The organism is Paenibacillus tyrphae, from assembly GCF_024158745.1.
GTDB lineage: Bacteria > Bacillota > Bacilli > Paenibacillales > NBRC-103111 > Paenibacillus_G > Paenibacillus_G tyrfis_A.
This window is the reverse complement of record NZ_JAMZAW010000001.1, coordinates 423,629-435,739: the sequence shown is the minus strand read 5'-3', so window position 1 is coordinate 435,739 and position 12,111 is coordinate 423,629. Positions and strand designations below refer to the sequence as shown.

The 12,111-nt window shown below is 55.7% G+C and carries 12 protein-coding genes; 10 read left to right on the top strand and 2 right to left on the bottom strand.

Going from position 1 to position 12,111, the window contains the following annotated elements; translation table 11 throughout:
• The first annotated feature begins 129 nt into the window (after positions 1–129).
• Entirely contained in the window at positions 130–567 is a 438-nt protein-coding gene (locus tag NI000_RS02070; protein WP_253407246.1) for a CBS domain-containing protein, read from the top strand.
• A 140-nt stretch (positions 568–707) separates the two neighbouring features.
• Complete coding sequence (locus NI000_RS02065; RefSeq protein ID WP_253407244.1) at positions 708–1,874, top strand: Gfo/Idh/MocA family protein; 1,167 nt, start codon at positions 708–710, stop codon at positions 1,872–1,874.
• A 74-nt stretch (positions 1,875–1,948) separates the two neighbouring features.
• Here NI000_RS02065 and NI000_RS02060 read toward each other — a convergent pair whose 3' ends face one another.
• On the bottom strand, positions 1,949–2,494 hold the full coding sequence (locus tag NI000_RS02060; protein WP_253407242.1) for a thermonuclease family protein: 546 nt from the start codon (positions 2,492–2,494) through the stop codon (positions 1,949–1,951).
• A gap of 170 nt (positions 2,495–2,664) precedes the next feature.
• Here NI000_RS02060 and NI000_RS02055 point away from each other — a divergent pair, with 170 nt between their 5' ends.
• The 3 genes from NI000_RS02055 to NI000_RS02045 all read left to right on the top strand — a co-directional run bounded on the left by NI000_RS02055 (position 2,665) and on the right by NI000_RS02045 (position 6,943).
• Entirely contained in the window at positions 2,665–4,359 is a 1,695-nt protein-coding gene (locus NI000_RS02055) for a DNA repair helicase XPB (RefSeq protein ID WP_253407240.1), read from the top strand.
• The gene (locus NI000_RS02050; RefSeq protein ID WP_253407230.1) at positions 4,356–6,407 is read left to right on the top strand and encodes a helicase-associated domain-containing protein; all 2,052 of its coding nucleotides are present in this window, start codon (positions 4,356–4,358) and stop codon (positions 6,405–6,407) included. The genes NI000_RS02055 and NI000_RS02050 overlap by 4 nt, the downstream gene beginning before the upstream one ends.
• Positions 6,408–6,496: 89 nt before the next feature.
• Entirely contained in the window at positions 6,497–6,943 is a 447-nt protein-coding gene (locus tag NI000_RS02045) for a YlbF family regulator (protein ID WP_253407228.1), read from the top strand.
• Between the two features lie 41 nt (positions 6,944–6,984).
• On the opposite strand, the gene NI000_RS02040 is transcribed toward NI000_RS02045, so the two are convergent.
• A complete protein-coding gene (locus NI000_RS02040) occupies positions 6,985–8,004 on the bottom strand; it encodes an asparaginase (protein WP_253407226.1) in 1,020 nt (339 codons plus the stop codon).
• A 53-nt stretch (positions 8,005–8,057) separates the two neighbouring features.
• Here NI000_RS02040 and NI000_RS02035 point away from each other — a divergent pair, with 53 nt between their 5' ends.
• The 5 genes from NI000_RS02035 (at position 8,058) to galU (ending at position 11,920) form a co-directional block, all read left to right on the top strand.
• The gene (locus NI000_RS02035; protein ID WP_010498293.1) at positions 8,058–8,324 is read left to right on the top strand and encodes a YlbG family protein; all 267 of its coding nucleotides are present in this window, start codon (positions 8,058–8,060) and stop codon (positions 8,322–8,324) included.
• A 222-nt stretch (positions 8,325–8,546) separates the two neighbouring features.
• Entirely contained in the window at positions 8,547–8,987 is a 441-nt protein-coding gene (locus NI000_RS02030) for a hypothetical protein (RefSeq protein WP_253407224.1), read from the top strand.
• A 271-nt stretch (positions 8,988–9,258) separates the two neighbouring features.
• The gene (locus NI000_RS02025) at positions 9,259–10,170 is read left to right on the top strand and encodes a selenium metabolism-associated LysR family transcriptional regulator (protein ID WP_253407223.1); all 912 of its coding nucleotides are present in this window, start codon (positions 9,259–9,261) and stop codon (positions 10,168–10,170) included.
• Between the two features lie 38 nt (positions 10,171–10,208).
• Positions 10,209–11,057: a PHP domain-containing protein gene (locus NI000_RS02020; protein WP_253407217.1), complete on the top strand. Its 849-nt coding sequence runs from the start codon at positions 10,209–10,211 to the stop codon at positions 11,055–11,057.
• Positions 11,054–11,920: a UTP--glucose-1-phosphate uridylyltransferase GalU gene (galU, locus tag NI000_RS02015; protein WP_253407216.1), complete on the top strand. Its 867-nt coding sequence runs from the start codon at positions 11,054–11,056 to the stop codon at positions 11,918–11,920. The genes NI000_RS02020 and galU overlap by 4 nt, the downstream gene beginning before the upstream one ends.
• Positions 11,921–12,111 lie beyond the last annotated feature (191 nt).

The following is a 12,111-nucleotide window of genomic DNA, read 5'->3' as shown; positions in this document are numbered from 1 at the left end:
ATGGGAAGCCTGGGGAAAGGGGACTCTAAGCGTGCAGCGGCCTGGGGACTTTCTTGTCTTCGACGGAAAATTTGGCGGAGAGTTTCGGCAACAGGCTGCCAATTCCTTTTCTCAGGAGGGTGTTTTGCCATGAGTACCAGAACGCTTCGGGAAATTATGACGACCGATTGTTCGACGGTCACCTTGAAGGATAACGTATACGAGGCGGCCGTTAAGATGAAACAGGAAGATACGGGCTTTATTCCCGTCGTCGAAGAGAAGAAGCTGATCGGGGTATTGACGGACCGGGACCTTGTCATCCGCGGCTATGCCGAGAAGCGGGAAGGCTCCGCGGCGATTAAGCAGGTAATGAGCGACAGAGTCGTATCCGTACCGCCCGAGACGACGGTGGACGAAGCGGCCAAAATTATGGCTAAAGAACAAATCCGCCGGCTGCCGGTGGTGGAGAACGGCGAGTTGGTCGGGATCGTATCCATCGGAGACCTGGCCGTCCGCGACAAGTTCGAGGATGAAGCGGGCGAAGCGCTCAGCCAAATTTCCGAACAGGATAAGCAAACGGTGCATTAATCAGCAATCGTTCTTTCGTCCGCAAGGCCGGAGGAACGATTTTTTTTATTGTTTTGTTCACGTGTGCACTGTATAATGAAGGAGTCGAAAGCAGGTTAGTTAATTTAGGCAAGAACAATGTCATGAGAGGCGGGGAAACGATGAGCAAGGTACGATTCGGACTTATCGGAATCGGCAATATGGGGAAGGGCCATACGAATTATTTTGCCAAAAATGAAGTAGCCGGAGGCGAGCTGACCGCCATTGTGGATACGAACCCGGAACGTTTAGAATGGGTTCGCCAGCAGTACGGAGACCGGTTCCAGCTGTTTGATAATCTGGATTCGTTTTTTGCTTCGCAAGCCTTCGATGCCGTTCTCATCTGCACGCCGCACTACGATCACCCGAGCTTGGCAATCGCGGCATTCGAGCACGGCTATCATGTGCTGGTCGAGAAGCCGGCGGGCGTCTATACGAAACAGGTCCGCGAGATGAACGAAGCTGCCGCTCGGTCCGGTAAAGCATTCGGCATCATGTACAATCAGCGCACGAACCCGTTGTACCAAAAGCTGCGCGATCTCGTCTCCTCCGGAGAGCTTGGCGAAATCCGCCGCACCAATTGGATTATCACGAACTGGTACCGCTCCCAAAGCTATTACGATTCCGGCGGCTGGCGGGCTACCTGGGCAGGGGAAGGCGGAGGCGTTCTGCTTAACCAAGACCCGCACCAGCTCGATTTGTGGCAGTGGACGATCGATATGATGCCTAAACGGGTGCGTGCGTTTTGCCATTTCGGAAAATACCGCAATATCGAAGTCGAGGACGACGTGACTGCTTATGTGGAATACGAGAACGGAGCGACCGGTTTGTTCGTAACCACGACCGGCGAAGCCCCGGGTACGAACCGGTTCGAAGTTAGCGGAGACCGCGGCAAAATCGTCATCGAAGACGGCAAGTTGACGTTCTGGCGGCTGCGGGTGTCAGAGCCGGAGTTCAACCGCGATTTCAAGGGCGGCTTCGGAGCGCCGGAATGCTGGAAATGCGAGATTCCGGTAGGCTCCTCGGAAGGGGCGCAGCACAAAGGGATTACGCAAAATTTCGTCGATCACATTTTGCACGGTACGCCGCTGCTGGCGCCGGGAGAAGAAGGGATCAAAGGACTGACCCTTTCTAACGCGATGCATTTGTCCTCCTGGACCGACAATTGGGTCGATCTTCCGATCGACGAAGACTTGTATTATGAAAAGCTGCAGGAACGGATTCAAAGCTCCGCGTATAAAAAAGAAACCCGCAAGCTGGACCATATGGATGTCAGCGGAACTCATTAATTTAATAAGTAGGTATCAGCCAGAAGCGAAACGGTCCGGGCGAATGCGCCGGGACCGTTTTTTTCAGTCAAGATTTATTTATTGTCGGCCCACAGCCCTTTTTTCTTGCTGCGTGCCTCCCGCTCCAGCTTGACGAAGCTGTCCTGGAACATCACGTTAGGCGGTATGGACATCGTATTGGCGTAGCCTTCGCGGATCAGCGTTTCGTTAAACATCGAGGGCTCGCCTTGAATGAAGACATACCGGAGAAGCCGCCCGTACTTGTCTTTGTCTCCCGCGTCCGCAAAGAGGTATACCGTTTTGCCGGTCAGCTTCGATTTCGTGAATTGACTGGCTTCCTTTCCGTAATGTTCTACAGGGCTGTTCGGCTTCACGGTTTCAGGCGTGTTGACGCCGATTAAGCGGACTTTGTCCCCCGACTTCGTCTCGAACGTATCGCCGTCGACGACACGCTTGACCTCGATTACCGTCATTTTATGGTCCTTCAATGCGGGATACTGCTTCAAGATTTCCTTGGCGAAGGCGTCGCCGTCCGCCCCCGATTTCGAGCAGGCCGCAAGCAGCAGCACGATTGCCAAAATGAGCAGCCCCGCTATCGATTTTCTCCCCATGTTTCCCATGACTCCATACTCCTCTCTCATTTTTCCAATCACAAAAAGGCACGTCGTCTATTGTAGAGCTTCCCGCTTCTTGTTGCAAATGAGGCAGAGGCCGGATTTCCCGCGGATGTTTAAATCCCCCTTGCAACCCTCATACTAAAACTGACAGCTACAAGTGGAGGGATCGGTAGATGACATTTCATAAAGACCGCCCATTGATCGTGCAAACCGACTTTTGCGTACTGCTTGAAGTACGGCACCCGGCTTTCGAAGAAGCGCGGGCCGGACTCGCCAAGTTCGCGGATCTCGTCAAATCCCCGGAAAACATCCATACGTACCGCATGTCATCCCTTTCGCTCTGGAATGCCGCGGCGGCCGGGCTGACATCCGAGGAGATTATCGGTTTCCTGGACCGCCATGCGAAATTCGGCGTTCCAACGGGCGTAAAACAAGATATCCGGCGTTTCGTCGAACGATACGGTCTTGTTCGTATGGAAAGGCTGGGCGACGATTTGCTTCTCATCTCGGAAGACGTGGAAGCGATCAAGGAGATGGTATCTTTCCGTTCCTTGCGGTCGTACGGGCTGTGTCAGGTCGATTCGCAGACGCTTCGTTTTTCCGCCCGGTATCGGGGGCTTCTCAAGCAGGAGCTCGTTAAGCTCGGCTTTCCGGTCGAAGATTTGGCAGGCTACAGCCGGGGCGAATCGCTTCCTATCCGGCTTAGGGCGGAGGAGGCCGGAGGGCAGGCGTTCGAGCTGCGGGAATATCAGCGGTCGGCGGTCGATTCCTTTTATCGGGAAGGGAGCCTACATGGAGGCAGCGGTGTGTTGGTCCTGCCCTGCGGCGCCGGGAAAACGGTGATCGGCATCGCCGCGATGGGAAAGCTAAACTGTGCGACGCTGATTTTGACTTCAAACAGCACTTCGGTTCGACAATGGAAGAGGGAAATATTGGATAAAACGAACGTTACGGAAGACTTGGTCGGCGAATACACGGGAATGCAGAAAGAAGTGCGCCCGATTACGGTGGCCACCTATCAAATCCTGACGTACCGCAAATCGAAAGACGACCCGTTCGTCCATATGGACCTGTTTAACAAACGCGACTGGGGCCTGATCGTTTACGATGAGGTGCATTTGCTTCCGGCTCCGGTGTTTCGTGTTACGGCGGACATTCAGGCGACGCGCCGGCTTGGCTTGACGGCGACGCTGATCCGCGAGGACGGCCGGGAGGAGGATGTGTTCTCGCTGGTCGGGCCCAAGCGCTACGAGATGCCGTGGAAGGAGCTGGAGACGCAAGGCTGGATTGCCTCGGTCGAGTGCGTTGAGATCCGGGTTCCGATGGCGGACAAAGAGAAGGAAGCCTATCATGCCGCGGCGCCAAGACAGAAAATGCGGGAAGCCAGCGTCAACCCTGGCAAGCTGAAGGTCGTCCGCGAGCTGCTGGACAAGCATGACGGCGAGCAGATTTTAATTATCGGCCAATATTTGGAGCAGCTTCGCCGGCTCTCGGAAGCTACGAAGCTTCCTATGATAAGCGGCGAAATGCCTTACGAGGATCGGGAAGCGTTGTATTCCGGCTTTCGCGGCGGGACGGTTCCGGCGTTGATCGTATCCAAAGTAGCCAACTTCGCGGTCGATCTGCCCGATGCGACGGTGGCGATCCAAATATCGGGGAGTTTCGGATCGAGACAGGAGGAGGCACAGCGGCTCGGACGGATATTGCGGCCCAAGGCGGGCACGAACCGGGCGGTCTTCTACACGCTCGTCAGCGAGGATACGAAAGAACAGGAGTTCGCGCTGAACCGGCAGCTCTTCTTGATCGAGCAGGGCTACCGCTACCGGATCGAATGGGCGGACGGATCGAAGGAGGCGGTCTCGATATGAATTACGCGCAATTGCTGATGCGGATGCCCCACGAGCTGAAGAGCCGGCTGGAAGCCGAAACGGTCTATGCGCCGTGGCTTGGCCAAGGAGCATCGCTTGGTCAACTATGGACTGACCCCGTCGTGATGGAGACCGTCTGCAACCGGCTGGGCCGTTCCGAGCGTACGGTGCTTGAGGCGATTGTGCGGCGGATCGGCTGCGAGCCGTTTGACGATGTGGAATTGGAGCGGGCGGCAGCCGGTCCCTTGTCCGGGGCCGAGGTGAAAATGGGCTTGGCCGGATTGCTTCGCAGAGGCATCGTATTTTCGTTTCTCAAAACATGGGGAGAGCATCTGTATTTAATGCCCGAGGACGGTTTTGCTTGCTGGCAAACCGTTCTATTTCCCGACTTGCCCTCCGAGCTCGGCGAAGCGCCGGGAAGCGCGGGATTGAGCCCGGTTCCTGCCTTCCCCGGCGAGCCGAACCTGGCGCACGATCTGTTTCATTCGCTGGTATTTGCCGCGGAACAAGGGCTTAAGCTGACCAAAAACGGAACCTTGCACAAAAAGCTGCTTCAGAAATTGTCCGAACGGGTGCGACTCCGGGAAGAAGCTCTTGAGCCGCTTTCGCTGAAATATGCGTATGCCGATACGTATTCCCCGAAGATCGCGTTGGTGCTGGATATGCTTTTGCGCTTGCGGCTTATCGTTTCGGAAGACGTAGAGCTTAAGCTGGGCGTCGAAGCGGTAGACCTTTTTCTGGATCAGCCGCTGGCTGCGCAGATGCGCCGTTTGTACGGGGTTTGGAAAGTTCTGTCACTTCCTGCTTCTGCGTGGCTGCAGCATGCCGTGCTCCTTCTGGAGCGCGTAAACGGCGGGACATGGATAACGGCGGAGCAACTGCTGGAGCGGTTGGAGGCGTTCGGCTTACTGTCGGGGGCATTGGAGGGCGGGGAAAGAGCCGAGCGCACCCGGTATTTGCTCAGGCTGTGGCTGGAGCCGCTTGCTGCGCTGGGCTTTCTGGAACAAAGCTCCGATCCGATCTGCGGGCCAGGTGCCTACCGATGGACATTTTCACTCGGTTTGCGGGACGAGCCGGCCGGGGAGGATGAAGCGGAAGACGGCGGCTTTATGGTTCAGCCCGATTTTGATATCCTGGTACCGCCGGATGTCGCGGGCAAAGTGCGCTGGGAGCTTTGCTGCCTGGCCAATCTGGTGACGCGGGATCAGGTAAGTGTCTATAAATTGTCGAAGGAAAGCGTCAAGCGGGCTCTGGAGAATGGCCGTACGGCTGCGGAAATATGCGATTTTCTGCAGCGTCATGCGCTTTACGGCGTACCAGACCATGTGCGGTTAAGCATTGGGCAGTGGGCGAAGCCGTACGGCAAAACCGTCTTTACCCAAGCGCTGCTGCTTCGCTGCGGCGATGACGAAACCGCCCGGACGGTGGCCAAGCTGCCCGCCGCTTCCCCGTACGTGAAGGAAATGCTGAACGGACGGGATTTTCTTATTGCGGCCGAAGACGCGAAGCCGCTTACTGTTGTTTTGGAAAAAGCGGGCTTTATGCCTGGGCTACCCGCTATCCCGGCGGCGCAGGCGGGAACGGAGGGGGAAATGAGCGCAAGCCGCTTCCCGAAGCTATCCGCCGAACAGACCGCATCCATGAAGAACTTGCTTTCCGTCGAGCCCATGGACAAAGGGCTTATTTACTCGAGAAATTCCGTCGCTTTCCTCAGATTGCAGACACGGCTGCCGGAAGCCTCCGACGTTTATCCTTCTTTGCAGGATATTCCTCCGACGTGGCTCCGGGATTATCGGAACTATCATTTATCGACGCGCAAAGAAATCGTCGAAAAGGCGATCGAGATGCGGTCGGTGCTGCAAATCCGCAAAAATGGCACCGATTTTCGCATCGTTCCCCGCAAAGTGCAGGAAACGCGGGGAACCTGGTGCTTGACGGGACTCGGTCTATCCGGCGGTGCGCAGGACGAAACGTCGGAGGTACGCTGGCTGGCGGAGGAGTGGCAGGAAATGAGGCTGATTCTTCCCGGGATCAACGATAAATATTAATTCAGCACGACCGTCCTCAAGTATGGTATGATAAACATGTCTGACATGGTCTGACGAATCATACCTGATTGAAAGGACGGTGCTGCCGCATGGCGGTAACGGAGACGCATACGCTCGATATGTCTGCCATACTGCTTGGGTCATATGAGCTGGCTGACCGCATCAAGTTCTCCGCGGAAACGGCGGATTATTTATATTGGAAACAGCGCAAGGATGCCGACGAGGAAGTTCGGCAGTTGGTGAAGGAGTTTCTCAAAGCCAAGGAATTGTTCGAGGAGTGCGAACGCTTCGGGCATTTTCATCCGAATTATCATGAGGCGCTTGACCGGGTCAAGGCGGTTCAGGAGCGGCTTGAAGCTGTAGAATCCGTCCGGCGCTTCAAGCAAGCGGAGAAACGGTTGGACGACTTGTTGCACGACGTGTCGGAGATCATCGCGCGTTCCGTATCGGATACGATCAAGGTGCCTTCGAACGATCCGCTTGCAGCAGGGGGAGGCTGCTCCTCCGGAGGAAGCTGCAGCGGCAAGTGCGGTTAACAAACGATAAAACGGGCCCGGGGATATCCCGGGCCCGTGCTTTAGACGCGATGAAGTTGGAAGACCGGCCGGACGACGCCGACTTGATCGCCGCGGCGGTTGTTCACCGCCGGGTGGTGGAAGCTGGCAAGCTGCGCTGCCTCTTCGGCGCTAAGCAAACCGAGCTGGAGCAGCGATTCGGCAGCGGCGGGATAGATTGCGCGCCCGGCGCCGTCTTCGATTTTGACGGCAATGCCGATGCCCTGCTCCGGCACGGTAGCTGCATACAAGCCCTCGGCCCCCATTTTGCCGATGATGCGGCCTTGCGTCAGCTCGGCGAGGCGGGTATCGAATCTTTCGCTGCCGGCTACATAGAACGGCGCTTGCCGAATCGCTCCGATGATCGTACGGCAAGCCTCAGCGCGTTCCGGAGACAGGCCTTCCGGCCGCCCGAGCCGCGCGTAAGCGAATGCAAGCGAGGCCAACGGGACGGCAAAAACGGGCACTCCGCAGCCGTCGGTTCCAAGCGTGATGCTTTCCGGCGGGACCCCGCACATATCGGCGACCGTCCGGAGCATTTTTTGCTGGACAGGATGCTCGGGTGCGATATACTGTTGTATAGGAACATTCATGAGCTTGGCAAGCGCCAGCATGCCGGCATGCTTGCCGGAACAGTTGTTATGAAGCTGTCCGGGTTCGCGCCGCTCCCGCTTTATCGCATCGGCCGCGGGCTTATACATCGGCTCCTGCGGGCCGCAGCCTAGAGCGCTTTCATCCAGTCCCAGCTTTCGTAAAATCTCCAGAGCGGTCGCCGCATGCTCCGGTTCCCCTCCGTGCGAGGCGCAAAGCAGCGCCGTCTCCGATGGCGTCAATCCGAACCGTTCGCTTCCGCCGGCCTCCAACAGCGGGATGGCTTGCAGCAGCTTGGCTGTCGAGCGGGCATACGTGCAAAATTCCGGATTCCCGGCATACGCCAGCAGTTTCCGCTTGTTATCCACAACGGCGATATGGCCACGGTGTACGCTTTCGGTCATCGATCCGCGGGAGATTTCGACTAACAATTCATTTTCCGGTGTACCCATCGTTCATCGGTCCTTTCCTGATCCTATAGCAAACAGAAAGAAGGTCATTGTCCATGTTTACCGAGCGAAGCGGCATTATTGTCTGGGTAAGCGATTTGAAAGCAGCCGGCAAGCATTTGGAGAAATATGGAAATGTCCATTTTATTTCCAAAAGACTTCACTATGCCGCGATGTACGTTTATTCCAGCCGTCTGGACGAAACGATGAAGCAGCTTCAGAAGCTACCGTTTGTAAAAAAAGTGGAACGCTCGTATCGAAACGAGATCAAAACCGAGTATAACAGTAACGTTCCGGATAAGACAAGATTCTATTCCCTTTAACACGCAGCAAGAATATGAATATAGCTTACGATAGGAAAAGAGCTTCTGTGCGCAGATGCTCTTTTCCTTTTTGGCATGTGTGCTTTAGGCAAGCAGCAAGTTCCGGCTCCGGTTTCTAAAGTTTTTTTAATTTGATTCTCGGGTTGGAATAAGGCAAAATATAGGTAGCTTCATGTGTACATAGGGTAACGGAACTATTTTTGTAGGAAAGGGGTTGGGAAGTTGAACGGAGGGAAAGTCGACGGCCGGGAACGAAAAAACGTATCGCGCGACGGGCTGCTTAGAGGCAGGCCGATTGCGGATATCGTCGTCACCCATCACGCTCGCAGCCGATGGGTCGATCGGGTGGAAACGGAGAAGACGGGCTTTCACGACATTACGGCTTTTTTGTGGAGCAAGCTGAAGTCGAACTCGATCCAACCCTACTACAAAAACGAGCAGGATGTTTACCTGATCGATGAGGATTTGGTCATGGTCGCCGAATTTGTCAAGATGGACACAACGGAATCGGCGGGGGAACCGGAGGCGTACAAAATGATCGTCGTCACGTTCCTCGGGAGGATGTCGGAGACGATGGAGCTGCGGGATTTGCGCTCCTATTATTCCTGGCTCCGCCATTCGCGGCGCATGACACTGATCAAGAACAGCCGTAAACGAAGATAAGCTACAAAGATTCGAGCATGCCGGTAGTCGGCATGCTTTTTTAGCGCTTTCCCGCCCACAAGAAAACCTACTGCTATTCCGCGGTCGTCCATCCTCGAATAGCTTCGATGAAGGTTTTCTTAACGGTCGGGAAAGCAGAAGTTTTCGGCGAAGCCGAACGCTTTCCCGCCCACAAGAAAACCTACCGCTAATCCGCGGTCGCCCATCCTCGAATAGCTTCGATGAAGGTTTTCTTATATAATGAGGCTACAACGCTTGCGGAGGAGTCGTTATGGCGCTTAACTTTCATCAGCTTCATATTTTTCATACCGTTGCGGAGAAGGGGAGCTTCTCCTATGCCGCGCAGGCGCTGCATATGACACAGCCGGCGGTGACGATGCAGGTGCAGTCGCTTGAGGACTACTTCGGAACGAAGCTGTTCGTGCGGTCGACCAAGCGGGTCGAGCTGACCGAAGCCGGCCGGACGCTGCTGCCATTTGCGTCCCGCAGCATTGAGCTGATGAGGGAAACAGACATCCGGATGTCCAAATTCACGCATATGCTGGAAGGCCGGCTGCATCTGGGCGCGAGCTTAACGGTGGGGGAATACGTGTTGCCCCGGCTGCTCGGACCGTTCGGGCAAGAATATCCGAACATCTCCGTCAGCATGAAGGTCATCAATACGAAGCAAATTTTGGAGGAAGTGCTGAGTCATCAGTTAACCTTCGGCTTGGTGGAGGCCGAGGTGGATCATCCGGACGTGCATACGGAAGCCGTGTTGAATGACGAATTGAAGCTGATCGTGCCGAGGCGTCATCCGCTTACCGAACGTGAGCAGATCGGTATGGAGGAGCTTGCAAAATATCCGTTTATTTTGCGGGAACAGGGCTCGGGAACGCGCAAGGTGATGGAGGAGGAACTGGCCCGGGCCGGCTTCGATGTGTCCAACCTGAAAATCGTGATGGAGCTTGGCAGCACGGGGGCAGTGAAATCGGCCGTAGAGGCCGGACTCGGCATTTCGATCGTATCGCAATCCTCCGTCAAGCATGAAGCCGCACTCGGCGTATTGCAGGTGAAGAACGTCGAAGGGGTTTCCTTCGCCCGCAGTTTTCATGCCATTTACTTAAGCTCTACGCTGCTCCCCATCTCGGCCGTGACCTTCATGACCTTTTTGCGGGAGCGCGATTTAAGCCAGTGGTTATAACAGACTTGTGTGAGAAAAAAAGGGAGGTCTGTGGTTCTATGGCATTTGCAGATTTACATACGCATACGCTAGCATCGGACGGTACGAGGCCGCCTGCCGACAATGTCCGGCTGGCCGCCGAGGCGGGACTCGCTGCGGTAGCGATCACCGACCATGATACGGTCGGCGGACTCCGGGAGGCGATGGAAGCGGGCTTGAAGTACGGCATCGCTGTCGTGCCGGGCGTGGAGATCAGCACCATCCATGCCGGACAGGACATTCATGTGCTCGGCTATTGGATCGACGATACGGACCCTCAGTTTCTGGCGAGGCTTGCAGAGCTGAGAGAAGTGCGCAACCGGCGCAACGAGATGATTGTGAACAAGCTTCAGGAGCTGGGACTGTCCGTCACGATGGACGACGTGCTCGAATCGCTGCGGACCTCGAAAAAAGAGGGCGACACCGTAGGCCGTCCGCATATCGCCGATGCATTGGTGCGGAAAGGGTATGTAAGCTCGATGGCGGAAGCGTTCGACCGTTATTTGGCCAAAGGGGCGGCAGCCTATGTGAATCCGCCCCGCATCACCCCGCAGCAGGCGGTGGAGTGGATTCTGGAGGCCGGCGGAGCTCCGGTGCTGGCGCATCCGGGGCTGTACGGGCATGACGAGCTGATCCCGCTGCTTGCGGAAGTCGGGCTCGTCGGTGTGGAAGCATTCCATTCCGACCATACCCCGGACCAAGAAGCGCATTACGAAGCGTTGGCTGCCGAGCACGGTTTGTTGGTAACGGCAGGATCGGATTACCATGGCGAACGGGGCGGTGTCGTGTTCCATGCGCCGATCGGGGCGCGCCGCGTCGAAACAGATGTTATAAACAAACTATATAAACGGAAAGGAGTGCGGTTATGACCGTACGCAAAGCGATTATACCGGCTGCGGGTCTAGGTACCCGATTTTTACCGGCGACCAAAGCGCAGCCGAAGGAGATGCTGCCGATCGTCGACAAACCGGCGATTCAATATATTGTAGAGGAAGCTATCTCTTCCGGTATCGAAGATATTATGATTATTACCGGGCGCAATAAGCGGGCCATCGAAGACCATTTCGACAAATCGATGGAGCTTGAGATCATTCTCGAAGAAAAAGGAAATCAGGAGCTGCTCGGCATCGTCCAGTCCGTATCGAATCTCGCTGACGTTCATTACATTCGTCAGAAGCAGCCGCTCGGACTCGGTCACGCGGTGCTCTGCGCCCGCAAATTTATCGGCAATGAGCCGTTCGCCGTACTGCTGGGAGACGATATCATTCAATCGGAGCCGCCTTGCCTGAAGCAAATGATCGACCTGCACGAGGCGACGAACACGTCGGTGATCGCTTGCCAGGAAGTGCCCTGGGACGACGTAGACAAATACGGTATCATCTCGCCCTTGGCAGGGCAGCATTCGCATCGTTATATCGATGGCTTGATCGAGAAACCGGAACGCGGACAAGCCCCGTCCAACTGGGCGATTATCGGTCGGTATATTCTCACACCGGATATTTTCGATATACTTGAGCACAGCGAGCCCGGGCGCGGCGGCGAGATTCAATTGACCGACGCCCTGCAGGTGCTGAACCGGCTGCGGCAAATGGTGATGTTCCCATTACCAGGCCGTCGCTTTGATGTCGGCGATAAGCTGGGTTACCTCGAAGCGACGATCGAGATGGCACTGGAGCGGGAGGAGCTGCGCGGACCGTTCGAAAGTTATTTGCGCAAGCGGTTAGGCTTGTAGGAAGACCGTCCTTCTAGCGGTAACGTATCCGCCGAAGGGCGGTTTTTTATTTTGGGATGCTGTTGCATTGTGCCGCCAAAAAAATCGAGCACAATTGGAAAAAAGCGGGTATACTTGAGCTGTAGCTTTAGTCTTGATACGGAATCCTGTAGGCGCAAAGGATAAACGTGGAAGGGAACCGGGATTCATGT

Excerpts from the sequence above, each read along its gene's own strand:
- NI000_RS02050 (WP_253407230.1), top strand. The coding sequence starts at position 4,356 with ATGAATTACGCGCAATTGCTGATGCGGATGCCCCACGAGCTGAAGAGC.
- NI000_RS02055 (WP_253407240.1), top strand. The coding sequence starts at position 2,665 with ATGACATTTCATAAAGACCGCCCATTGATCGTGCAAACCGACTTTTGC.
- NI000_RS02040 (WP_253407226.1), bottom strand. The coding sequence starts at position 8,004 with ATGGGTACACCGGAAAATGAATTGTTAGTCGAAATCTCCCGCGGATCG.
- NI000_RS02065 (WP_253407244.1), top strand. The coding sequence starts at position 708 with ATGAGCAAGGTACGATTCGGACTTATCGGAATCGGCAATATGGGGAAG.
- NI000_RS02025 (WP_253407223.1), top strand. The coding sequence starts at position 9,259 with ATGGCGCTTAACTTTCATCAGCTTCATATTTTTCATACCGTTGCGGAG.
- NI000_RS02045 (WP_253407228.1), top strand. The coding sequence starts at position 6,497 with ATGGCGGTAACGGAGACGCATACGCTCGATATGTCTGCCATACTGCTT.
- NI000_RS02035 (WP_010498293.1), top strand. The coding sequence starts at position 8,058 with ATGTTTACCGAGCGAAGCGGCATTATTGTCTGGGTAAGCGATTTGAAA.
- NI000_RS02060 (WP_253407242.1), bottom strand. The coding sequence starts at position 2,494 with ATGGGAAACATGGGGAGAAAATCGATAGCGGGGCTGCTCATTTTGGCA.
- NI000_RS02070 (WP_253407246.1), top strand. The coding sequence starts at position 130 with ATGAGTACCAGAACGCTTCGGGAAATTATGACGACCGATTGTTCGACG.
- NI000_RS02020 (WP_253407217.1), top strand. The coding sequence starts at position 10,209 with ATGGCATTTGCAGATTTACATACGCATACGCTAGCATCGGACGGTACG.
- galU (WP_253407216.1), top strand. The coding sequence starts at position 11,054 with ATGACCGTACGCAAAGCGATTATACCGGCTGCGGGTCTAGGTACCCGA.